This window comes from Nakamurella sp. GG22, from assembly GCF_052976845.2.
In genome coordinates this window covers 24,964-47,311 of the sequence record NZ_JBRIIO020000030.1, presented here as the reverse complement: position 1 = coordinate 47,311, position 22,348 = coordinate 24,964, and the positions used below count along the sequence as shown (strand labels likewise).

Annotated in this window: 16 protein-coding genes; 7 read left to right on the top strand and 9 right to left on the bottom strand. The window is 67.1% G+C overall.

Annotation, left to right across the window (positions count from 1 at the left end):
- The first annotated feature begins 12 nt into the window (after nucleotides 1-12).
- Complete coding sequence (gene rplI / locus ACVBEQ_RS23405; protein ID WP_447155805.1) at nucleotides 13-468, top strand: 50S ribosomal protein L9; 456 nt, start codon at nucleotides 13-15, stop codon at nucleotides 466-468.
- A 37-nt stretch (nucleotides 469-505) separates the two neighbouring features.
- On the opposite strand, the gene ACVBEQ_RS23400 is transcribed toward rplI, so the two are convergent.
- Both ACVBEQ_RS23400 and ACVBEQ_RS23395 read right to left on the bottom strand, forming a co-directional pair.
- Nucleotides 506-1,537 (bottom strand): universal stress protein, encoded by a 1,032-nt coding sequence (locus tag ACVBEQ_RS23400; RefSeq protein WP_447155804.1) that lies wholly within the window; start codon nucleotides 1,535-1,537, stop codon nucleotides 506-508.
- A complete protein-coding gene (locus ACVBEQ_RS23395) occupies nucleotides 1,534-2,994 on the bottom strand; it encodes an amino acid permease (RefSeq protein WP_447155803.1) in 1,461 nt (486 codons plus the stop codon). The genes ACVBEQ_RS23400 and ACVBEQ_RS23395 overlap by 4 nt, the downstream gene beginning before the upstream one ends.
- A gap of 802 nt (nucleotides 2,995-3,796) precedes the next feature.
- Between ACVBEQ_RS23395 and dnaB the strand changes: the two genes are divergently transcribed.
- On the top strand, nucleotides 3,797-6,235 hold the full coding sequence (gene dnaB / locus ACVBEQ_RS23390) for a replicative DNA helicase (RefSeq protein WP_447155815.1): 2,439 nt from the start codon (nucleotides 3,797-3,799) through the stop codon (nucleotides 6,233-6,235).
- Here dnaB and ACVBEQ_RS23385 read toward each other — a convergent pair.
- Entirely contained in the window at nucleotides 6,205-7,413 is a 1,209-nt protein-coding gene (locus ACVBEQ_RS23385; RefSeq protein WP_447155802.1) for a serine hydrolase domain-containing protein, read from the bottom strand. The two genes, dnaB and ACVBEQ_RS23385, sit on opposite strands and share 31 nt — an antisense overlap.
- Nucleotides 7,414-7,501: 88 nt before the next feature.
- Here ACVBEQ_RS23385 and ACVBEQ_RS23380 point away from each other — a divergent pair, with 88 nt between their 5' ends.
- Nucleotides 7,502-7,681 carry a hypothetical protein gene (locus ACVBEQ_RS23380; RefSeq protein ID WP_473163202.1) on the top strand — a complete coding sequence of 60 codons (180 nt, stop codon included), beginning with the start codon at nucleotides 7,502-7,504 and terminating at the stop codon, nucleotides 7,679-7,681.
- Nucleotides 7,682-7,690: 9 nt separating this feature from the next.
- Here the strand turns inward: ACVBEQ_RS23380 and ACVBEQ_RS23375 are convergent, their stop codons facing one another.
- The 3 genes from ACVBEQ_RS23375 to ACVBEQ_RS23365 form a co-directional block, all read right to left on the bottom strand.
- A complete protein-coding gene (locus ACVBEQ_RS23375; protein ID WP_447155801.1) occupies nucleotides 7,691-8,296 on the bottom strand; it encodes a hypothetical protein in 606 nt (201 codons plus the stop codon).
- Nucleotides 8,293-10,995: an ice-binding family protein gene (locus ACVBEQ_RS23370; protein ID WP_447155800.1), complete on the bottom strand. Its 2,703-nt coding sequence runs from the start codon at nucleotides 10,993-10,995 to the stop codon at nucleotides 8,293-8,295. Before ACVBEQ_RS23370 ends, ACVBEQ_RS23375 begins: the two co-directional genes overlap by 4 nt.
- Nucleotides 10,996-11,196: 201 nt before the next feature.
- The gene (locus tag ACVBEQ_RS23365) at nucleotides 11,197-11,673 is read right to left on the bottom strand and encodes a hypothetical protein (protein ID WP_447155799.1); all 477 of its coding nucleotides are present in this window, start codon (nucleotides 11,671-11,673) and stop codon (nucleotides 11,197-11,199) included.
- A 699-nt stretch (nucleotides 11,674-12,372) separates the two neighbouring features.
- On the opposite strand from ACVBEQ_RS23365, the gene ACVBEQ_RS23360 reads away from it, so the two are divergent.
- Both ACVBEQ_RS23360 and ACVBEQ_RS23355 read left to right on the top strand, forming a co-directional pair.
- Nucleotides 12,373-12,765 (top strand): ArsR/SmtB family transcription factor, encoded by a 393-nt coding sequence (locus tag ACVBEQ_RS23360; RefSeq protein WP_447155798.1) that lies wholly within the window; start codon nucleotides 12,373-12,375, stop codon nucleotides 12,763-12,765.
- Nucleotides 12,762-13,265 carry an SRPBCC family protein gene (locus ACVBEQ_RS23355; protein WP_447155797.1) on the top strand — a complete coding sequence of 168 codons (504 nt, stop codon included), beginning with the start codon at nucleotides 12,762-12,764 and terminating at the stop codon, nucleotides 13,263-13,265. Before ACVBEQ_RS23360 ends, ACVBEQ_RS23355 begins: the two co-directional genes overlap by 4 nt.
- A 66-nt stretch (nucleotides 13,266-13,331) precedes the next feature.
- Here ACVBEQ_RS23355 and ACVBEQ_RS23350 read toward each other — a convergent pair whose 3' ends face one another.
- Together ACVBEQ_RS23350 and ACVBEQ_RS23345 are read right to left on the bottom strand one after the other, a co-directional pair.
- The gene (locus tag ACVBEQ_RS23350) at nucleotides 13,332-15,404 is read right to left on the bottom strand and encodes an MDR family MFS transporter (RefSeq protein ID WP_447155796.1); all 2,073 of its coding nucleotides are present in this window, start codon (nucleotides 15,402-15,404) and stop codon (nucleotides 13,332-13,334) included.
- Between the two features lie 99 nt (nucleotides 15,405-15,503).
- Entirely contained in the window at nucleotides 15,504-15,854 is a 351-nt protein-coding gene (locus tag ACVBEQ_RS23345) for an iron chaperone (protein ID WP_447155795.1), read from the bottom strand.
- 123 nt (nucleotides 15,855-15,977) lie between these two features.
- On the opposite strand from ACVBEQ_RS23345, the gene ACVBEQ_RS23340 reads away from it, so the two are divergent.
- The gene (locus ACVBEQ_RS23340; RefSeq protein WP_447155794.1) at nucleotides 15,978-19,508 is read left to right on the top strand and encodes an alpha-amylase family glycosyl hydrolase; all 3,531 of its coding nucleotides are present in this window, start codon (nucleotides 15,978-15,980) and stop codon (nucleotides 19,506-19,508) included.
- Between the two features lie 89 nt (nucleotides 19,509-19,597).
- On the opposite strand, the gene ACVBEQ_RS23335 is transcribed toward ACVBEQ_RS23340, so the two are convergent.
- The gene (locus ACVBEQ_RS23335) at nucleotides 19,598-19,960 is read right to left on the bottom strand and encodes a DUF3140 domain-containing protein (protein ID WP_447155793.1); all 363 of its coding nucleotides are present in this window, start codon (nucleotides 19,958-19,960) and stop codon (nucleotides 19,598-19,600) included.
- A gap of 180 nt (nucleotides 19,961-20,140) precedes the next feature.
- On the opposite strand from ACVBEQ_RS23335, the gene ACVBEQ_RS23330 reads away from it, so the two are divergent.
- Nucleotides 20,141-22,219, top strand: a complete 2,079-nt coding sequence (locus ACVBEQ_RS23330) for an Ig-like domain-containing protein (protein ID WP_447155792.1) — start codon at nucleotides 20,141-20,143, stop codon at nucleotides 22,217-22,219.
- The last annotated feature ends 129 nt before the right edge of the window (nucleotides 22,220-22,348 follow it).

The window sequence follows — 22,348 nt, the reverse complement described above, 5'->3', positions numbered from 1 at the left end:
AGGGGATCAGACGTGAAGCTCATCCTGACCACCGACGTCCCCGGCCTGGGCGGACCCGGCGACATCGTCGAGGTGCGTGACGGCTACGGCCGGAACTTCCTGCTGCCGCAGGACAAGGCCATCGTCGCCACCAAGGGCGCCGAGAAGCAGGTCGCGACCATCAAGCGCGCCCAGCTGGCCCGCGAGATCCGCGGCACCGAGCACGCCAACGAGGTCAAGCAGGCGCTGGAGAAGCTCGGCGAGAAGCTGACCATCACCGCCCGCACCACCGGTGACGGCACCAAGCTGTTCGGCTCCATCACCGCGGTCGACGTCGCCGACGCCATCAAGAACGCCGGCGGCCCGGTCCTCGACCGGCGCACGATCGACACCGGCGGGCACATCAAGACCGTCGGATCGCATCCGGTCGCCGTCAAGCTGCACCCTGGCGTCACCGCCGCGCTGACCGTGCGGGTCACCGCCGGCTGACAATCGCTGGCTGACAACTGGCACGCTGCACGACCTCTCAGGCCGTCACGGGATCCGCTCCGGATCCGGTGGCGGCCTGTGTCGTTCCCGGCGGCGCGGTGTCGGTGGGGGCGTGAACCGTTGCGACCCTTGCGGCTTCGCTCTCCGCCGTCTCCGCCCTGGCGGCGGCGATCCCGGCCGGCACGACGACCACCGGGACAGGGGAGTAGCGGACGATCTTGATCGCCTTCGATCCCAGGAACACCCGGGCGAAGGCACCCACCGGAGACGAGCCGACGACGAGCACCTCACCGGGGATCCAGTCGAGCTCGTCCATCGCCTCCGACCAGCCCGCGCCGGCGGCGAAGGCGGTGGTGGTGTTCTCCGGCAGCAGGCCGTGAAAGCGCAGCCGTGCCAGCGCCTCCGACTGATCGGAGAGGACCTGGTCCTTCCACTGCTCGAGGATCAGGTCCTCGGCGTGCAGTCCGACCTCCGGCGGGTACATGGTGCGTCCGCGGACCCCGAAGGTCACTATCCGCAGGGCACCGCCGACCCGCAGGCTCATCTGGGCGGTTGCGACCAGCAGGTCCTCGGACTCCTTGGTGCCCGAGAAGGCGCAGGTCAGGCGGGTGACGCTGGCGCCCTTCGGGGCGCGGTAGCCGCGCGGGGCGATCGCGATCGGCACCCCGGACGAGTGCAGCAGCGGTTCCGAGGTGGACCCGACGACGACCTGCCCGGCGCGCCCGTCGGATGACGACCCGACGACGAGCAGATCGCCGCCGAGCTGTTCGCACGCGTCGAGCAGCGCCGACGAAACCGATCGGCCCTCCACCCGGTGCAGGGTCACCTTGACGTCGGGCGCCCGTTCGGTCAGGTACGCCGATGCCTGCCGCAGGTTCGCCTCGCCCTGCTCGTGCGCCCAGCCGGCGAACTCCGCGTCCACCTTGGCCATCGACGGCGTCGCCCAGTGCCGGGGGACGACGGTGGTCACCGCCACCGTTTCGCTGCGTCCGGATCGCGCCAGCAGCGCGGCCAGTTCCAGCGACGCCCGGCCGCCCTTGGCCGGCAGGTAGCCGACGATGATGGTCATTTCCGTCCTTCCCCGGCCCGGCCGTCACGGCCTCGCTGCACATCCAGGTTGAGGACGGAATGCTTTCTGCCCCAGAGGAAGTAGAACGCCAGCACGACTGCCAGCCACAGCAGGAACCACGCGTAGGTGGTCCAATCCAGCCCGGACAGCACATAGGCACAGGCAATCACCGAGAGCACCGGGGTGACGGGATAACCGGGGACCCGGAAGCCGCGGGGGAGGTCCGGTTCGATACGACGCAGGATGATCACCCCGACGGAGACCACGATGAACGCCACGAGGGTGCCGATCGACACCAGGTCGGCGAGCCGGTCCAGCGGGACGAGCGCGGCCAGCACCGACACCACGATGGCGACGACAACAGTGTTGAAGACAGGGGTCTGGCTGCGCGGATTGACCGAGGCGAAGCGCTTCGGGAGCATGCCGTCGCGGCCCATCGCGAACAGGATGCGGGTCTGGCCGTAGAGCGTCACCAGGGTCACCGAGAAGATCGAGATGACGGCGCCCGCCGCGACGACGGTGCCCGGCCAGCTGCTGCCGACGATGTTCTCCAGGATCTGCGACAGGCCCGCCTCCTGGCCCTCGAATTCCGGCCAGGGCTGGGCGCCCGCCGCCACCACGGCGACCAGCACATACACGGTGACGACGGTCAGCAGGGCGAAAATCAATGCGCGCGGCATGGTGCGCTGCGGATCTTTCACCTCCTCGCCCGCGGTGGACACCGCATCCAGGCCGATGAACGAGAAGAAGATCGTCCCGGCCGCAGCGCCGATTCCCGCAACGCCGAATGGCGCGAAGTCCTGCAGATTGCCGGAGTCGAATGCGGTGAACCCGACCACGATGAACATCACCAGGACCGAAAGCTTGATGACGACCATCACGGCATTCACGGCCGCGGATTCGCTGGCTCCGCGGATCAGCAGGATCGCGCACATCGCGATCAGGATCACGGCCGGCAGGTTCAGTGCGCCGGGGTCGTCGTCGAACGGTGCGGCCGAGAGTGCCTGGGGGAGCTGGAATCCGAAGAGGTTATCGAGCAGTTTGTTGAGGTACTGGCTCCATCCGACGGCCACCGCAGCGGTGGAGACGCCATATTCGAGCAGCAGGCAGGCGGCCACGCCCATCGCCACCAACTCGCCGAGGGCGGCATATGCGTAGGAGTAGGTGGAACCCGAGACCGGAATGGTCGACGCCAATTCGGCGTAGCACAGCGCAGCGAGTCCGGCCGCAATACCGGCTATGACGAAGGAGACGACCACTGCAGGCCCGGATTTCGGAACCGCCTCGGAGAGGACAAAGAAAATGCCGGTACCGACGGTCGCACCGACCCCGAACATTGTGAGTTGAAATGTCCCGATCGACCTTTTCAGGTCACCCCCGTGCTGCTCGCCCCGCGGTCTGTCCACAGGCTTACGCCGGAACAATTGGGTCGAAAGGCCGATTCCTACCGTCGTCATCAGCAACTCCGCGAGGTGCAGCCGTTGCCTGCTGCGCTCCCCGACTGAGCACCCAGGTGACACGGATGGCGCGAAACCAATCACGTCATGATCATTTCGTCAAGCAAGGCCGGTCGGGGATGGTCTGGTCGGCGTGGTAGCGCCGTCGGAGCCGGCGACGATGGCCCCCTGCGTCGGACAGCTATCTTACTTTCTGTAGTCATGCGAGAGATGTGCCAACGTGGTGCGCGAGGCTCGAGTCGGCCTGCGGCGAACCGTGTTGGCCGACCGGCCGGCGGAGTCGAACGAACCCAAAAGATCACGATGCGGTCACGGCTCGATGACGATCGATCGAACGCCGGACGACTGCAACACGCCGGTACGCGACGCGCCGATAGCCGTCCACCAATAGTTGTCCACAGACGCACATCCTGAAGACAGGTCGCTGAACTGGGAGAACAGCATTTCGGCGGGGACTTCTCCCCACGTTGTCCCCACTGTGTAAAGGTGCTGCCGTGCGTGCTGGGCAGAGTTCTCCACAGGTTGTTCAAGTCGTTGTGCACAACCTGGTTTGGTCTCTGGAGATTGCCGCTCTAACGTGCCCTGGTGCCTCCCCGAGCGTTGCCACCAAGGTTTGCAGCAGGAACATGATTGGCCACACTCGGTGACCAGCACCGGGTCTTCAGCAGTCGTGCAGGCGCCGCCGAACGACCCGGAGCTTCATCCGGAACGGGCTGTCGGTGGTCGGCTGTAAACAGAACATATGTCCACAGCAACGGCCGGGTCGGTCAGTCCCAGCAACGCACGGGGAGGCGGTTCGGCAATGGTCGTGGTGGACGAGAGATGGCCGGGAGCTCCCGCACGGTCGCCCGCACCCACCACCTTCGATCGCCAGCCGCCGCAGGACCTCGCTGCGGAGCAGTCCGTGCTCGGCGGCATGCTGCTGTCGAAGGACGCCATCGCCGACGTCATCGAGTCGCTGAGCACCGCCGATTTCTACAAGCCCGCCCACGCCCTGGTCTTCGAGGCCGTGCTGGACCTCTATTCGCGCGGCGAACCGGCGGACACCATCACCGTTGCCGCCGAGCTCGACAAGAACGGTTCGCTGAGCCGCGTCGGCGGCGCTGTCTACCTGCACACGCTGATGGCCACGGTGCCGACGGCGGCCAATGCCGCCTACTACGCCCAGATCGTCGCGGAGAAGGCGATCCTGCGCAGGCTGGTCGAGGCCGGCACCAGGATCGTCCAGCTGGGTTACGGCGGGAGTGAGGGCAGCGTCGGCGGGGGTGAGGTCGACGAGATCGTCGACCGGGCGCAGGCCGAGATCTACGACGTCACCGAGCGCCGGACCTCCGAGGACTATGTGGTCCTGGAAGAGCTGCTGCAGCCGACGATGGACGAGATCGACGCGATCGCCCAGCAGGGTGGCCGGGCGGCCGGGGTGCCGACGGGCTTTGCGGATCTGGACAACCTCACCAACGGTCTGCACCCGGGGCAGATGATCATCGTCGCTGCCCGTCCCGGCATCGGGAAGGCGCTGGCGCTGGACACTCCGCTGATCACGCCGACCGGCTGGACCACGATGGGTGCGGTGTCCGTCGGCGACGAGCTGATCGGGGCGGACGGCCGCCCGACCAGAGTGGTTGCGGCAACGGATGTCCTGGTCGATCGGCCCTGCTATCAGGTGGAGTTCTCCGACGGCGAGGTCATCGTCGCCGACGCCGAGCACCAGTGGCTCACCTGGGACGCGGCCGCACGGCGTGTCCTGGACGGCGCGTCCAGCGGCGCCCGTGGCTGGCCGGCGGCCGGCAGGTGGACCGGCGGAGAGGCGGCGCCGCGCTGTCGCACCACCGCGGAACTGGCAACCGGTCTGTACGACGAGGCGGAGCTGAACCACTCGGTGCCGACCTGCTCCCCGGTCGAGACGGACGAGCTGGACCTCCCGGTGAACCCGTGGGTGCTCGGGTTCCTACTGGGCGCGGGCGATCTCGACGGCACGGGCCGGGTGATCTGCGAGCAGCGTGACCGGGAATGGGCGATGAAGGAGTTCGACCGGCTCGGCTACCAGGTCACGACGGGCGCGACCGCAAGCGAGTTCGTCGTGCACGGCGTGCAGGAGAGCTGGCGGCAGCTGGGGCTGCACCGTGGTCGGCAGGTGCCCGCGGCTTACCGGCGCAGCGCCGTCGAACAGCGCACCGCGCTGGTGCAGGGGTTGATGGACAGTGACGGAGATGTGGATGACCATGGCCGGTACCGGCTCAGCACGACGGACGTCGAGCTTGCGCAGTCACTGCGGGAAGTGTTGGCCTCGCTGGGATGCGCTTCCCGGCTGCAGCGCAGGTACCTGAGTCATGAGGGTCATCCCCGGCCGCCGGTGTGGGAGATCGTGGTCCGTTCCCGCAGTGCGCTTGCGCGATTGCCCCGCAAGGCATGTTCGGTCGGCAGCGACTGGCACCGCGACCACGAGAGCCATCACATCGTCGATGTGCGCCAGCTGCCGAGCGTGCCGGTCCGATGCGTCCAGGTCGACAATGCGGATCGGTTGTACCTCGCCGGGCGGTCGATGATCCCGACGCACAACTCGACCCTGGCGCTGGACGTGGCCCGGCACGCGGCGGTGAAGCACCACCAGGCTTCGGTGATCTTCTCGCTGGAGATGAGCAAGACCGAGATCACCATGCGGCTGCTGTCGGCGGAGGCCGGTATCCGGCTCTCGCACATGCGGGCCGGCACGATGGGCGAGCAGGACTGGCAGAAGATCGTCCGGCGGATGACCGAGATCTCCGACGCCCCACTGTTCATCGACGACTCACCGAACATGACGATGATGGAGATCCGGGCCAAAGCCCGCCGGCTCAAGCAGCGCCACGACCTGAAGCTGATCGTCGTGGACTACCTGCAGCTGATGACGTCCGGCAAGCGGGTCGAGTCCCGGCAGCAGGAGGTCAGCGAGTTCTCCCGGCAGATGAAGCTGCTGGCCAAGGAGCTCGAGGTGCCCGTCATCGCGCTCAGCCAGCTCAACCGTGGTCCCGAACAGCGCACCGACAAGCGGCCAATGCTGTCGGATCTGCGTGAGTCCGGATCACTGGAGCAGGACGCCGACATGGTGATCCTGGTGCACCGGCCCGACGCGTGGGAGGCCGACGACCCGCGGGCGGGTGAGGCCGACCTGATCGTCGCCAAGCACCGGAACGGGCCGACCGCAACCGTCGCTGTGGCGCACCAGTTGCACTACTCGAGGTTCGCCGACCTGGCCGGCTGATCTCCCGGCCGAAGCGCATCGGATGCGCCGGCCACCGCGGCCCAGAACGGCTCGAAAAGGTCTGCCGCGCCCTCGATGCCGCGTTGGGTCAGCAGGATCGAGACGGTGTCCCGCACAGGGTCGACATAGGCGATGGTCCCGGTCCCGCCTGCCCATCCCCACCGACCCACTGACTTCCACTGCTCCGTCGCATCGATGTCCACGCCGGTGCCCAGTCCCCAGGATTCACCCGGGCCGAGCAGCGGAACGCCCGATGCGCGTTGGGTTTCGGTCAGCGCGTCGGACGTCATCTCGGCGACCGACTCTGCCGTGAGAACCGGACCGCCACCGTCCGCCATGGCGCAGAAGAAGCGCAGCAGATCGCCGATCGTGCTCAGCAACCCGGAGGCCAGCGCTTCGTAGGTCGGGGCCCCGCCGGCCGAACGTGCGGTGAAGTGCCCGTCTGGCATGTCCAGGACCCGGACCTCCCCCGGTTTGCCCTCGTAGGCGACAGGCAGCCTATCGACCTCCGCTGTCCAGAACACGGTCGACTCCATGCCGAGCGGGCCGGTCACCCGCTCGGCGAGCAGGTCTGGCAATGATTGTCCGGACGCCCTGACCAGCAAAACCCCGAGCAGGTCCATGCCGGTGTGATACAGCCAGCCGGCACCGGGTTGGAAGGCGAGCGGCAATGCCGTCACCCGGGCGACGAACTCGTCGGCGGTGACGTCGGGGGTGATCGCGCCCGGGTAGACACCCAGCTCGATCATCCTTCGTTGCAGCGCATTCTCGGCCAACACGGCACCCCAGCCGGAGGTGCCGGCGGGCAGATCCCGGACGGTGATCGGCCGGTCAACGGCAACCGTGGAATCCAGCACACCGTCGGGCTCCTGAAGAACCCGCGGATGGGCTGCTTCCGGGATCCACCGGGCAATCGGATCGTCCAACGCCACAGTGCCGTCCTGGATGAGGGTGAGGGCGAGGGCCGCACCGATGGGTTTGGTCAACGAGGCAATTCGGAACAGCGCCCGATCGCTCACCGGTGCGCTGCCCGCGTCGAACGACATCCGGCCGCCGACTCTGGTCGCCACCCGGCCGCCGATCCGGACCGCCGCGGCGTAGCCGGGTAGCCGCCCGTCGGTGACCTGCGCCTCCGGCACCGCCCAGATGGGATCAAAAAGGTCGCCGCCGTCTGCCATCCCGCCTCCTCGCGTCAGGAACAAGACTCCTCGGCTCACCGTGACTCATCGCCGGGTCGAGTCGCTGTCCGACCCCGGCAGAACCAGAATGTCCATCGTGCCGTGCGGCGTTCCGTCACCCCGCGCGGCAATCGGGGCGCACCCGCACGAGTACGTGAAGTTGGGGAAGTCCGACGGCGTCGTCGGGCATTGCGAGATGGCCGGTCGAGAGGTGTTTCCCCACGCGCTGTTCCGATGGCTGGACCGGGTACTCGACCGAACGGGGTGACAGCTGCCGTCAGGTCGGGTTGGCCGTATACAGCAGGTGGACGGTGGCCCCCTTGCAGGTGTCCTGGTTGGTGGACTTGTTGCTGAAGCCGATGGACGCCCCGGCAAAGGTGATGGAGCCACCGGGTGCCAGGGTCCGGCCAACCGGCATCCGTGAGTCGACCAGGAGATAGTCGCTGGCGTCGCAGCCTCCCGCTGCGGATCCCGGTTCCGTTGTCACTCCGGTGATCTCGACGTGTATGGCCATGAGTTCTACAACGTCAGTGCTGTTGTTCGTCACGACGCCGGTGATTGCCACCGGGCCGACACCCGGCGCCAGCCCCTCCAACACCGACGTCTGGGTGAAGGTCAGCGAGTCGTGACCCGGGGGGCAGTCGGGTGTCCTTGCCTCCGCGGAAATGCCGAGGTTGATCGACATCGCCGCACCGCCGAGCAGAAGGACGAGGAGTGTCACGCTGAGCACCCTGCGCCGACGCCGGGCGAGAAGCAGTAACACCGCCCCGGCAAGAAGGCAGCTGACGGCCACCGTGAGCAGCAGGCCGACTGGCAGTCCGGTGTAGGCGATCGGTCCGGAATTCCCGGGACGGCCGGAGTCTGCGACTGGTTCACACGTCATGGCGTGGCCACCGCCGTCGAGGCGGACGGAATGCCGCTGGTCGGTGCGGGAGGGGATTCGGGCGAGGATTCCGGCAGTGTTTCCGGGTGGTCGAGTGCCTGCTCGGTCGACGTGATCGGGGCGCTCGAGACGAGCATTGTCCGGGCGCACGCCGACGGGGGTGTGCTCGTCGGCGTCACGTCCGGGGTGGTTTCCGTGGGCGGCAAGGCTGCTGGGGATGTCGGTGGTGGTGTCTCCGTCGTTGCCTGGGCGCAGGGGTCCGCCAGGGGTGTCGTCTCCGGCGTTGCTTCCGCGGCACTTTGCGTGGATTCCGGCGTCACGTCGGGGGTTGTCTCCGCTGTGAGGACCGCACTCTGCGATGTCGTCCCAGGCGGCGGGGGCGTTGTCCCGGGCGGCGCCGGGGTCGTCTCGCTGGAGGAGACGGTGACAGTTGCCGGGTCCGTCGGGGGTAAGGGGGTCTGGTCAGTGGTGCCGGGGGATGCGCTGTCGTCTGCACTGTGAAGCACCGCTCGCATGCGGGCGAAGCCGGCCAGAACTGGCACGGTGATGGGGTTGCCGGCCAGGGTGACGGCGCCCCGTGACAGAGCCCTTCCGGCCAGCACCGTGCCTGCGCCGAGGGTGATGGCGCCGCGGGCGAGAATGGTGCCCGACATCGAGCTGGTTGCCCCGGTCCCGGCGGCGCCCGCGACGACCCAGTAGACGTTGGCGGCCTGCGCTCCGTTGGCCAGGACGACGCTGCTGCTCGCGGCGGTGTCGAATGCGGCGTCGGTCTGGAAGACGAAGATCGCGTCCGGGTTGCCTTCCGCATCGAGTGTCACGGTGCCGGTCAGGGCCATGGCGGCGGTTTGGTGGTGGATCCCGAGGTGGAAGGTCCGACCCGCCAGGTTTCCGGTGATCTGGGTATGCGGAGTACGTGCCGCGAGCTCGTTGATGACGGTGAGCAGATCGACCTGCGCAGCTGCGGCGGTGGGGTTGTCGACGTGCATCGCTCCGTTGACGACGCCGGGCGGGAATCCGTCGACGACGACCCCGGGACTCTCGCCCAGGTCGCCGTCCAGCACGGTCGCGCCGGTGCTCACGATGGAGGTCGCTGCCAGCACCGCGAAGGCTCTCGCGGTCTGCAGGTTCACCGGGGCAGGGTTCACCTCGACCGTCAGTTGCTGGGTCGCGGCGGCTCCGTTGCCGGCGGCGTCACGCACTCGTGCCACCACGGCGAACGTGCCGGCGGCGAGCGTCGCTGCTGTGACAGTCCACGCGCCGCTGCCGGTGACGGCCGTGGAAAGCACCTGCCCCGCAACGCTCACGGTGACCGGGCTCGATGGTGGTGCGCTGCTCGTCCCGGCGATGATCGGCGCGGTGTCCTTGGTGAAGGCGGCGCTTCCGCCGGTGATGCTGATCGTGGGAGGCACGGCGAGGGTGAACCGGACCGTGCTGGACGCAAGCGTGACGGCGTCACGGGAAAGGGCTCGTCCGATCAGAACAGTTCCAGCGCCCAATGTGATCGCGCCCTTGGCGAGGATGCTGCCGGACAGCGCCGCGCCGGCGCCCGTGCCTGCCGCGCCCAGGGCGACCCAGTAGACGTTGGCGGCCCGGGCCCCGTTGGTCAGGACGACAGCACTGGCGGCGGCGGTGTCGAAGGCGGCATTGATCTGGAAGACGAAGACCGCGTTGGTATCGCCGCCACCGTCGAGCGTAACGGTGCCGGTCAACGCAAGCGCGGCCCCGCTGTAATACACCCCCGGCAGGAAGGTGAGACCGTTCAAGTCACCGCCGATGGCTCTCGTCGGCGGCAGAGCGGTGAGTGTGTCGTTGGCGGCCAGCAGCGCGGCCTGGGCGGCCACAGCGGCCGCGTCGTTGACGTGGCTGTCGCCACCCACCGAGCCGGCGGGAAAGCCGGTGATGGACACCCCTGTGCTGACGCCGACGTCCCCGCTCACGGTTGTCGCAGCCCCGACGTTCACCACCGCCGTGCCCGCGAGAACCGAGAAGCTCTGCGCAGCACCGAGAGTCGGTGGGGGCGACACGGTGAACGGCGCGCTTGCGTCGGAGGTCAGTCCCGGACTGGTGGCCGTCAAAACGTAGCCGACCCCCGACTTGCTGATGGAGAGGTTGTTGAAGGTGGCCACACCGAAGGCATCGGTCACGGCGGTGGTGACTCCGGCGAGCACGCCGCCGACCGGGTTGACGACGATGGCGATGGTGACGGTGATTCCGGCCCGCTGGGACCTTTCACCGCCGGCTGTCCGCAGGGTGACGGTCACTGCCGGCGTGACCGGTGTGTTCACCGTGGTGTCGGTCGGCTGGGCGAGAAAGGTCACCGCTACGGCGTTCTCGACGGTCACAGGCCCGCTGGGAAGGCTCCGCGCCGTCCAAGACCTGTAGACGGCCGTGACGAGGTAGGTGAAAGTTCCCTCGGATACGGCGGAGTCGGTGCAGGACGTGGTCAGGATCAGCGATGTCGGGCCGGTGCCGCACGCGGCTGCGGTCGTCGTCCCGTCGTACCGGGTGACGAAGTACCCGGCGGGAATGACGCCGGCGCTCGCGGTCCAGCTGACTGGGACGTCCGGGACTGCGGCAACGGGCGCCGTGACCGCGGTTGGAGGGGCCAGCGTTGCGGTGAGTGCCAGAGCGGATCCGGATCCGGTTCCGGTCCAGAAAGCCAGGGCGGGCGTGGCGGCGGCCGTAGCGATGACCGCCATGCAGGTCATGAGACTGATGAGAATGCCGGCCCTGCGCTTGACGCGAGACTCGGGGTGAGCCCGAGTTCCCGTGCAGGGCATGATCATTGCGGGGCAGCAATCTGTAGGTGTGGCGAAGGAGTCATCCGCGGACCGCGGGCCGGGGCGCTGAGGAGCGCTCCGGGAGGCCGCCTGAAGGCAGCCCTCCGGAGCAGTCTCGAGCTAGAGAGGTAGTTCGGCGGAAGACGCCTCGAAATACAGCGGGACTGTCTGGCCCTGGCAGTCATCCTGGCTCACGGCAGTATTCGCCAACGTCACCGTCGCCTCACCTACGACGAAGGCTGCCGCAGCCAGCTGGATGGGATCGGGCGCGTCGCTGATGGTTGCGGTGTAGTCGTCGAAGTTGCAAGCGCCGGTCGGCACCCATTGAATGCCGTTCGCCGTGGCCAGACGGACCGTGACCGAACTGAAAAGCAGCGTTCCTGGACCGGGGTTGGTCACCGTGAAGTCAATCGTCTGACCGGGACTACCCGGCGAGATCTCGCCCACAGCGTCCTCGCTGGTGATAGTGAACACGGCTTCCTGCCCGGTTTGCGCCTCACCCACACCAGTCCCGGTGGAGGTCCAGTAAGCAAACGCCACACCGGCCCCGCCGATGGTCAACGCCGCTACTGACGCGATGACGATGGTCTTTTTCATGCGGGACATTCGCTGGGCCATGATGGCCTTCCTTGCCGGAGTTCAAAAAGGGCATGCGGCCACAGCAAAATAGTCGATGGACCGTCCCCCGAATGGGGCTACCGATCGAAAGATAGCATGGCAAATCATGGAACCGCGTAATTCCGGGGGTGGGAGCACGATGCGAGAAACAGTCGCGAGTCACGCTCTGTCGAAAAGAAAAGTCTCCCGCCCGATCCCTGCTCGGTAGTACCCTTCGCGAACAGAAGCGCTACCTAGGGTGAGACTTGTCAGTCCGCGTTCACACCCTCTCGGGTTGCGCACCAGCATGTTTCACCCACCACTGCGTCAGATTTACGGATCGAGACCGCCGCCCCGCGCAGATGGACCAAAAGTTGTCAACCCTGATCGATGCCCCCGGTGGACGCGGGCTGACCAGAGTTGAGGCGGCAGTCACCTGCCACTTGACGGCTCAGTTCGAATTTGCACTGACGACCGTGCTCGAAAGTTGAGCGAACCCGCAGAATGATGATGGCTCAGAATTTGAAACTCGGAACGACCATTGAACGATGCAGATCTATGGCCGGCAGAAACCGCCGACGCATTACGCCGGCGAGCTGAATAAATGATGTGTCAACCTGTCATCCGCCAGTTGGCGGCCTCGTCGGTGGCCGAGGTCGCGGCCTGGCCAATTGGTAAGGGACCTGTTACCATTGGCCGATGGACGCCTTCGCCGCTCTCGCCGACCCGGTCCGCCGGGATCTGCTCGTCGCGGTCGCCGGCGGCCCGATGCGGGTGGTCGATCTGGCTGCAGGCCGGCCCATCACCCGGCCGGCGGTCAGCCGTCATCTGCGATTGCTGGTCGAGGCGGGGTTGGTACAGGCCGAGGACCGTGGGCGGGAGCGTCATTACCGTTTGCAGCCACAGGCCCTGGGCGAGGTACACACATTCCTGGATCGGTTGCGGCAGAACAGCTATCCCGCGCCGCTGACGGCCAACGCGCTGGACGCACTGGACACCGAAGTTCGCCGGACCGAGCGCGACCGGCGCACATCAGCAGACGCTCCTCCGGCACGGCCGAAGGCAAACCCCCCACGAGAGGACATCGCATGAGCGTGAATCCCACCGGTCGGATCGAACGGACCCCCGAGGGCAGTGCGGTTCTCGTCGTGACGAGGGACTTCAGCAGCGGGCCAGATGTGGTGTGGGCGGCCATCACCGAATCCGACCGGCTGGCGCGCTGGATCGGGACCTACTCCGGCGACCCGGCCAGCGGTCGCGTCCTCCTCCAGATGAACGCAGAGGGCGAGGCGCCGGCCGAAGAGGTGGACATCGACGAGTGCGATCCGCCGCGACTGCTCGCGGTGACATCCCACTCCGGAAGCAATGTCTGGAAGCTCCGGCTGGCGTTGACCGCCATCGACGGCGGCACCCGCCTGACCTTCACCCAGCCCGACATCGACCCCGTGGAGGCCGAGAGCGTCGGTCCGGGCTGGGAGTTCTACCTCGACCGCCTGGTCGCCGCGGAGATTGGCGGCGATGTCGCCGCCATCGACTTCGACCGGGACTACTACCCGGCCATGCTCGAGTACTACCGCGCCCAACTCAGCTGACGACGGCTCAGCCGAAGACGGCTCAACCGAAAGGGCTCAGCTGACGTCGGTTCAACCGACGACGGCTCAGCGGCCCTCGGCCGGCGCGGACTCGACCTCGTCCTCCCGCACCAGCCGGACCACCATCCGGTCGACGGCTGCGTTGATCCTGGCCGCCTGGGTCGGGTCGTCGACGGTGCGTCCGGACTCGATGGCGGGCAGGGACTCTTCCAGTTCGCGCAGCAGCCAGCTACGCCAGGCGGTGACGATCCTGTCGACCTCGACCTGCCCGGATCCGGTGAGCCGCAGAACGTCACCACTGCGGGTGAGGTAACCGGCCGTGACGATCTCGTCGAAGAACGAGCGCAGCACCCCCGGGGGCACCCCGACACTCCGTTCGATGGAGGACTGGGTGGCCCCGCCTGTGATGGCGTCGCGCAGGTAGACGCCCATCACGCCCCACGAGGTCGGCAGGTCCAGCGCGGTGCCCGATGCGGCAAGGACCTCTGGGGCGGCCGACGCCCCCTTCTTCCGCAGCACCTGCCCGATGACGTTCTCCAGCTGAGTGTCGGACTCTGAACCCTCGGGAATGGCGAATCCCTCACCGGTCCCGGAGGCACGGTCGGTGCCGCGCAACGTCACCTGGGGCAGGAAGAACGCCACGACCAGTGCGAGGAGCGCCACCGGGACGGCCCAGAGGAAGACGTTGTGCAGTGATGCCGCGTAGGCCTCGACCACCGGCGCGCGGGTTGCCTCCGGCAGGGCCCACAGTGCCTCGGGGCTCGTCGCGACCTGCGGTGACACCCCGGGCGCCTCGACCAGGGCGACCGGCAGTCGGTCGGCCAGGTTGTTCGAGTAGATGCTGCCCAGGACGGCCGCGCCGAACGATCCACCGAGTGTCCGGAAGAAGGTGACACCAGAGGTTGCCGTGCCGAGATCCCGGTAGTCGGTGGTGTTCTGGACGATCAGGGTCAGGATCTGCATGATCAGGCCGATTCCGGCGCCGAGGACGAAGAAGTACACCGACTCCACCAGCAAGGGCGTGTCCTGGTCCAGCAGGGACATCAGATACAGCCCGAGCGCGGTGACGGCCGCGCCCGCAATGGGGAACATGCGGTAGCGACCGGTGCGGCCGACGGCGTTGCCGCTGGCGATCGCCGTCAGGAGCAGGCCGATCACCATCGGGAGCATCCGCAGTCCGGAGGAGGTGGCTGACGCGCCGCTCACGTACTGCAGGAACGTGGGCAGGAAGGTGATCGATCCCATCATCGCGAAGCCCACGACGAAGCTCAGGATCGAGGCCACCGTGAACACCCGCCCGCGGAACAACCGCATCGGCAGGATGGGCTCCTCGGCACGGATCTCGACCCAGACGAAGATGGCGAGCGAGATCAGCGAGGCCCCGAAGAGGCCGATGATGGTGGCCGATCCCCACGGGTACTGCGTGCCGCCCCAGGAGGTCGCCAGGATGAGTCCGCTGGCCCCCAGCGACACGAACAGCACGCCCAGGTAGTCGATCTTCGGCCGCCGCCCGCCTCGCCCTCCGGGGATGGTGCGGGCGGCGAGCAGGATGACGATGATCGCGATCGGCACGTTGACGTAGAAGGCCCACCGCCACGACAGGTGGTCGGTGAACAACCCACCGAGCAGCGGCCCGAGCACGGTCGTGACGCCGAACACGGCGCCGAGAGCGCCTTGATACTTGCCTCTTTCCCGCAGGGGGATGACTTCACCGATCAATGCGGTGGCCGTGACGGCGAGCCCGCCGCCGCCGATGCCCTGCACCCCGCGGAAGATGATCAACGTCGTCATGTCCTCGGCGAGCCCGCAGAAGAACGACCCGACGATGAAGATCAACACGCTGAGCTGGAAGATCCTCTTTCGACCGAAGAGGTCACCGAACTTGCCCGCGAGCACCGTGGAGATGGTCTCGGCGAGCATGTAGGACGTGACGACCCAGCTCATATGGGCTCCGCCGCCCAGGTCGCTGACGATGGTCGGCAGGGCCGTCGAGACGATCGTCTGGTCCAACGCCGACAGTAGCATTCCCAGCAGGATCGTCAGGAAGACGACATTCATCTGCGCCTTGGACATCCGCGGCGGCGTCACCCCGGACGCCGCCCCGGACGCTGCTCCGGACATGGTGGTGACGTCGCTCATCCGCACGGCCCCCATCGATCACCCGCATGAACCCCTCGCGGCAGCGTAGGCCATAGCATCAACAGAGTGCGATCAAACAGTCACTAATTGTGAAATCGATCAGGTAACGGAATCGATCTGCCGCACCCTGAACAACACCAGATCGGTGAGCACGTCGTCAGGGATGGGAGCGGCAGGGGAGAATCGGACGGTGCCTTTCGACAGCGAGAACCCGGCGAGCCGGTCCCGCACCGCGTCGATGGCCGCCGGGCTGAACGGGAACACGCTGAGGTGGTTCTTCGCTGCTGTGAACCCCAGCAGTGGCTTGCCTCGGTGCTTCAGCGCAGGCATGCCGTAGCTGACGCCTTCCGTCACATCCGGGACCGCAGCGGTGACCAACGCCCGGACATGCTCCAGGGCGCTTCTTTCAGGTTCGCCGACTCCGGCGAGGTAATCGTCCACTGGGGTCACGGCTCGAATCCTATTCGGACGCATTCATCCGATCCATCCGAAAAGAGACGGTTGTTAGCACTCGGTAGGTGTGGTTAGGGTCACATTCCATCCCCGGCACCCACTCCCACCTGGAGCCGTCGCATGTCCGTTCTGCAGTCTCGTTCCCGCGTCCTTGCCCTTGCCGGGACGGTGATTGTCCTCGGTTCCCTGGCAGTGGCGACTCCGGCGGCGGCCGACCACACGCCGGCCCCGGTCCGGGTCACCCTGATGGGCAGCCTGATGAGCGAGCTCGGTTGTGAGGCGGATTGGAGCGAGAGCTGCAGCGCCACCGATCTTCTCCCGGTGCGCGGTTCCGAGACGCTGTATTCCCGCACCTTCACCGTCCCGGCCGGTGATCCAGTCGAGCCCTACGACTACGTCTACAAGGTGCGGCTGAACGGAGCCTGGGCGGAGAACTACGGCGACGCCACCTTCGGCCTGCCCGACGGCAACATCCCGCTGGCCATCGACGAGCCCACCGAACTGCGGTTCACCTACGACCATGCGACGCACCGGGTTTCAGTGGGCCCGGCGAAACCGGCGGGTGGGCTGACCGCCGCCGACCGCAGGCTCGCCGGCAGCAGCCTGCGCAAGGACCTGACGCGGGAGAATTTCTATTTCGTCATGGCCGACCGTTTCCGGAACGGCAACCCCTACAACGACACGGCGGGTATCGCGGGCGACCGCCTCGATCACGGTTTCGACCCCACCGACCAGGCGTTCTTCCACGGCGGCGACCTCAAGGGCCTGACCAAGAAGCTCGACTACATCCAGGGTCTGGGCACCACCGCGATCTGGATGACGCCGTCCTTCAAGAACAAGCCGGTTCAGGGCGCGGAAGGAACGGAATCGGCCGGGTACCACGGGTACTGGATCACCGATTTCACCCAGATCGATCCGCACCTCGGAACGAATCAGGAACTCAAGACCCTAATCGACCTCGCCCACAAGCGCGGGATGAAGGTGTTCTTCGACATCATCACCAATCACACCGCGGACGTCCTGGACTACGAGGACTCGGCGTACGACGCCACCGGGCAGGTGCCGTACAAGACGAAGGCAGAAGCGCCGTACAAGGACGCCGAAGGAAATCCGTTCGACGACCGCGACTTCACCTTCATCGGTGACGATTTTCCCGATGTCGACCCTGAGGTTTCCTTCCCCTACGTCCCCACCTTCCGCACCCCGCAGGACAGCACCGTGAAGGTCCCGAACTGGTTGAACGATCCGACGATGTACCACAACCGCGGAACCTCGACGTTCTCCGGCGAGAACAGCGAGTACGGGGATTTCCCTTCGGGTAATCGCTCCGCCCTGGACGATCTGTGGACCGAGCGTCCCGAGGTGGTCAAGGGCATGATCGACATCTACAAGACCTGGGTGAGGGACTCCGGAGTCGACGGCTTCCGGATCGACACCGTCAAGCACGTGAACATGGACTTCTGGAAGCAGTTCGGTCCCGAACTGCAGGGGTATGCCGCGTCGCAGGGCAACAAGGACTTCTTCATGTTCGGCGAGGTCTACGACGCCGATCCGCGGTTCATGTCGCAGTACACGACGGAGGGGCGCCTGCAGGCGACGGTGGACTTCGGCTTCCAGGGCAGCGGGGTCAATTTCGCGAAGGGCAAGGCCACAACGGAATTGCGAGACTTCTACGCCCTGGACGACTACTTCACCGACGCCGATTCCAACGCGTATTCGCTGCCCACGTTCCTGGGCAATCACGACATGGGCCGGGTCGGCAGCTTCCTGCGGCAGGAACCGTTCTCCGAGAACGAACTGCTCGAACGCGACGAATTGGCTCACTCGTTGATGTACCTGACCCGCGGTCAGCCGGTCGTCTACTACGGCGACGAGCAGGGGTTCTCCGCGCCGAAGGATGTTCCCGGAGGAATCGGCGACCAGCGTGCGCGCGAGGACATGTTCGCGAGCCAGGTCGAACTGCACAACGACACCTTCGACCTGATCGGCACCGACGCCACAACGGCCGACAACAACTTCGATACCCGCCACCCGCTGTACAGGCACATCGCCGGATTGGCCGACCTCAGGGAGAAGCACCCGGCGCTGGCCGACGGCGCCCAGGTCCACCGGTTCGCCACCGACGGTCCCGGGATCTTCGCGTTCAGCAGGATGGACGCGAAACAGCAGGTCGAGTACGTGGTCGCGATCAACAATGCAGCGACCGAACAGACCGCGACGTTCGAGACCTACCAGTCGGCTCGGAGCACCCTCAAAGGCATCTGGCCGAAGTCGGTCCGGCGCGATCGCGTGCGCACCGATGCCGAGGGCAGGGTCACCGTGTCCGTCCCGCCGCTGTCGGCGGTGGTCTACAAGGCCAACTCGGCGCTCCGCCCTGACCGGATCGCCCCGAAGCCGGAGTTCGTGACGCCGGGCCCGACCGGCATCGTCACCGGCCGCGCCGAGATCGGTGTCACGGTCCCCGGCAACGACTTCACCCAGGTCACCTTCGCCTGGCGGCCGGTCGGGACCACGGATTGGCAGCTGCTGGGCACCGACGACAACGCCCCCTACCGGGTCTTCCACGACGTCGACGCGCTCCCGCAGGGCACCCCCGTCGAGTACCGGGCCATCGCCCGCGATCACGACCGCGACTTCGGGGTGGTCTCCACCAGCGCCGTGGTCGGACAGCCGCAGCCGTCCGCGGACCCGGGGATCGTGCTGGGGCCGATCACCCAGCCCGATGCGGTGTCCGTGCCGGGCAGCCACGGCAGCGAGATCGGTTGTGCGGCCGACTGGGACCCGCCGTGCGACCAGATCCAGTTGACCCTCGACGACGACGGTGTCTGGAAGGGCACCTTCTCGCCGCAAGCCGGGCAGTACGCGTTCAAGGCGGCCACCAACCGGTCGTGGGACGAGAACTACGGCGCGGGCGGCAACCTCAACGGCTCGGACATCCCGTACACCACCGATGGCGGGCAGGTCAGCTTCTACTACGACCACCGCACCCACTGGGTGACGAACACCGAGCTGAACCCGATCCTGGTCGCGACGGGGGATTTCCAGTCCGAACTGGGCTGTGCAGCCGACAACGATGTCAGCTGCATGCGGTCCTGGTTGCAGGATCCCGATGGGGATGGGTCGTACTCGTTCACCACGATCGACATTCCGGCCGGTACCTATTCGGTGAGCGTCGGTGATGGGACTCCGGTGAGCTTCACGGTCGAGGAGGGCCTGGCGACCACCATTGCCTACCAGGCCTCGACCAAGACCATCGCGGTGTCGGCCTTCGCTCCCGACCTCGGGCCGGATCTGTCCGCCGCACGCGGAGGTTGGCTGGCCGCCGACACCATCGCCTGGAACCTGCCCGAGGATCGGCGAGGCTGGACCTACCGGCTGCACTGGGGGCCGGCGGATTCGTTGCAGGTGGACGCCGAAACCATCGGCGGGTCATCGCTGCCCCTGACCCTGGACCGGCGAGGGCTGCCGGCCAGGCTGGTTCAGCAGTACCCCGAATACGAGGGCTACGAGTCGCTCCGGCTCAGCAAGAAGGACGCAAGGGCGGCCATGCGGATCGCGACGGCCGGCCAGGTCGCGGTCGCCGCGTATGACGACCTGGGCAGGCTGGTGCAGGCGACCAACGTCGAGGTCATCGGCAGGCTCGGCAGGTAGGCAGCGGCGGACCTCCTGATCGAACCAGGAGGGCGGCCCTCCTGATCAGTGCAGGAGGGCCGCGCCGCCGCGACCGCTGTTGTGCCGCATCACTTCTTGAGCGGATCGTTTCCCCAGTTCATCAGCGAGTACCGCCAGCGCGAATGCTCGACATCGGACGACGGTCCCTGGGCCAGGTGCCGGTGCACGTAACCGACCACCTTGTGCATCCACTGCACGTCGTCGTCGGTCAGGTCGGCCTTCTTGGTCCGGAGTATCTCGACGATCCGCCTTCCTGAATGGTGACCGACGGACTCACCGCCACCCTTCTTGTCACCGACGGATTGCGATTCCTCGGTGTCGAGCCACTTCTCGATCTCCGATGCCGTCATGTTGACCGCGTCATTCCAGTCGTCCCAGACGCTGTCGACGTCTGCCCCGTCGTTGGCTCTGCCGCTGTTCTTGTCTGCCATGGCGGATCTGTTTCCCGACGGGCGGGAACCGAATCGACCTGCCCGGAACAGCAGGCTGCTTGACCAAACCCTGACGAATTGCTGAGAGGCAGCATCAGGTGCCACCCCTACCGTCAGCCCAGTACCGATTCGCGCGGCACGTCACGTGTCTCGAACACCATGCGATGCAAGGGGAACACCGTGCCTTCCAGCAATCTGGCCACCGAGCGCCACCGATCCGCCAGCAAGCATTTGATGGTGGGTGTGCTGGTGCCGGCTGTGGTCGCGCTCGTCGCGTTCGCCGCTCCGGCAGCCGCAGCCCCCGTCGCCACCGTCCCGACGGGTTCGGTTCTCGTGTCCGAATCGTTCACCGGTGCGACCGTGTCCGACGGCTCGTGGCGCGCGCTGGGCGACGGCTGCCTGACCCGTGCAACCGCGGCCCCGGTATCCGCCTCGTCGTTGGGCGCGTGTGCCCTCCGCGTCGGATCGCCGTCCGTCAAGTCTCAGACGGGGTACCTGCAGCTGACCGACGCCACCGCCAACCGCAAGGGCGGCGCGGTCTACACGAAGCCGTCTGCATCGGCTCTCGGCCTCGACGTGACGTTCGACCAGTGGCAGTACGGCACCGCCAATTACGGGGGCGACGGGCTGAGCTTCTTTCTCGCCGACGGTGCCGCCGGCATCACCGCGCCGGGCGGACCGGGCAGCTCGCTCGGCTACGCGCAGAACACGAACATGCCAACCGCACCCAACGGCATCGCCGGCGCGTACCTCGGCGTGGGCCTCGATGCGCATGGCGCGTTTGCGAGCTCCGGCGACGGTCACGGCACCGGCTGCGCAACCAGGGAGTCAGCGGCTTTCCAGGCCAATTCGGTGGTTCTCCGCGGGCCGGGTTCGGGCAAGTCCGGCTACTGCTATCTGGCATCGACCAACCTGTCGACCGCTTCGCAGAAGCTTCACCTCACGGTCGCCGACCCTAGCGTCGTCACGCCCGCGATGGCGCGCACATTCCGGGTGACGGTCTCGCCCGGTCGCTTTCCGACAGTGACCGTCTACGCGGCCTTCTCACCCGACGCCGACCTCAAGCAGGTCCTGCAGTACACGATGACCGACGCCGCGCCGGCGACCTACCAGTTCGGCTTCACCGCAGCGTCGGGGTCCGTCGTCGGCACGCACCTGATCGGAAACCTGTCCGCCGCAACCGTCACGCCGATCAAGACCACGCCGTCCATCACCGTCAACGGCGGCGCGACGGCTTTCACCAACCAGGCCAAGCCCACCATCAGCGGAACATCGACGGCGGTCGCCGGGCGCACCGCCACCGTCTCGGTCGGTGGCCAGAATCTCACCAGCCTCATCTCGCCGACGGGTGGCTGGAGCGTCGTCCCGACAACGCTCACCCAGGGGAGTCACCAGGTTGTCGTCAAGGTCTCTGCGTCGAACGGCGCCACGGTGACCTCGTCGCAAACCCTCACGGTCGACACGATCCCTCCGGCGGTCGTGATCAACGGGGGTTCCGCGGTGTCAACCCAGTCGGCCACCCCGACGATCAGCGGGCGGGTCAACGTCGCGGCCGGCAGCAAGATCAAGGTCGCCGTCGACGGAATCACTTCTGACGTTGTCGTGTCGTCGACGCGCACCTGGTCGGTGACGTCGACGCGACTCACGGCCGGTGTGCACAGCGTTGTCGTCTCCGCCACCGACCCCGCCGGGAACGTCGGCACCCAGAAGCAGCGCCTCACGGTGATCCCGGTCCTGTCGATCGATGGTGGGGTGGCCCGGCTGACCAGGGACGCGGCTCCGACCATCAGCGGCCGGACGGACGCCCCGTCCGGCACTGTCATCACCGTGCTGGTGGCCGGTCAGACGCTCACCGGCACGGTCACCGCGGCGGGCGCCTGGTCCGTGACGTCCCGCTCGCTCCAGTCCACCACGTACACGGTCAAGGCGACAGTGCGTGACGCCGCCGGCAACCTGCGCACCGCCTGGCAGAAGCTCACGGTCGACACGATCGCTCCGTCGATCGTGATCAACGGGGGTTCTGTCGCGTCGACAAAAACAACTACCCCGACGATCAGTGGGCGGGTCAACGTGCCGGCCGGCAGCATCATGAGTGTTGCCGTGGACGGGATCCCGCGCGCCGTCGTCGTGTCGTCGACGCGCACCTGGTCGGTGGCGTGGCCGACCCTCAAGGCCGGCGCGCACACCGTCGCCGTCTCGGCCACCGATGCCGCCGGGAACGTCCGAACGCAGAAGCAGCGCCTCACCGTCATCGGGTGAGCGTGCGGTCCTGTGGTGCGACGGCACCCGATGCTCGCGCCGCCCACGCCCCGCTCATGATCCAGTGTGAGCGGGGCAGGCCTCACTCTCGCCGTGTACGCGGCGCTCCTGTTGCAGCATGAGCAAGGC

Excerpts from the sequence above, each read along its gene's own strand:
- ACVBEQ_RS23365 (WP_447155799.1), bottom strand. The coding sequence starts at position 11,673 with ATGAAAAAGACCATCGTCATCGCGTCAGTAGCGGCGTTGACCATCGGC.
- ACVBEQ_RS23335 (WP_447155793.1), bottom strand. The coding sequence starts at position 19,960 with ATGGCAGACAAGAACAGCGGCAGAGCCAACGACGGGGCAGACGTCGAC.
- ACVBEQ_RS23395 (WP_447155803.1), bottom strand. The coding sequence starts at position 2,994 with ATGACGACGGTAGGAATCGGCCTTTCGACCCAATTGTTCCGGCGTAAG.
- ACVBEQ_RS23355 (WP_447155797.1), top strand. The coding sequence starts at position 12,762 with ATGAGCGTGAATCCCACCGGTCGGATCGAACGGACCCCCGAGGGCAGT.
- ACVBEQ_RS23360 (WP_447155798.1), top strand. The coding sequence starts at position 12,373 with ATGGACGCCTTCGCCGCTCTCGCCGACCCGGTCCGCCGGGATCTGCTC.
- ACVBEQ_RS23340 (WP_447155794.1), top strand. The coding sequence starts at position 15,978 with ATGTCCGTTCTGCAGTCTCGTTCCCGCGTCCTTGCCCTTGCCGGGACG.
- ACVBEQ_RS23370 (WP_447155800.1), bottom strand. The coding sequence starts at position 10,995 with ATGGCGGTCATCGCTACGGCCGCCGCCACGCCCGCCCTGGCTTTCTGG.
- ACVBEQ_RS23400 (WP_447155804.1), bottom strand. The coding sequence starts at position 1,537 with ATGACCATCATCGTCGGCTACCTGCCGGCCAAGGGCGGCCGGGCGTCG.
- ACVBEQ_RS23350 (WP_447155796.1), bottom strand. The coding sequence starts at position 15,404 with ATGAGCGACGTCACCACCATGTCCGGAGCAGCGTCCGGGGCGGCGTCC.
- dnaB (WP_447155815.1), top strand. The coding sequence starts at position 3,797 with ATGGTCGTGGTGGACGAGAGATGGCCGGGAGCTCCCGCACGGTCGCCC.
- ACVBEQ_RS23385 (WP_447155802.1), bottom strand. The coding sequence starts at position 7,413 with ATGGCAGACGGCGGCGACCTTTTTGATCCCATCTGGGCGGTGCCGGAG.
- ACVBEQ_RS23375 (WP_447155801.1), bottom strand. The coding sequence starts at position 8,296 with ATGACGTGTGAACCAGTCGCAGACTCCGGCCGTCCCGGGAATTCCGGA.
- ACVBEQ_RS23380 (WP_473163202.1), top strand. The coding sequence starts at position 7,502 with ATGTCCATCGTGCCGTGCGGCGTTCCGTCACCCCGCGCGGCAATCGGG.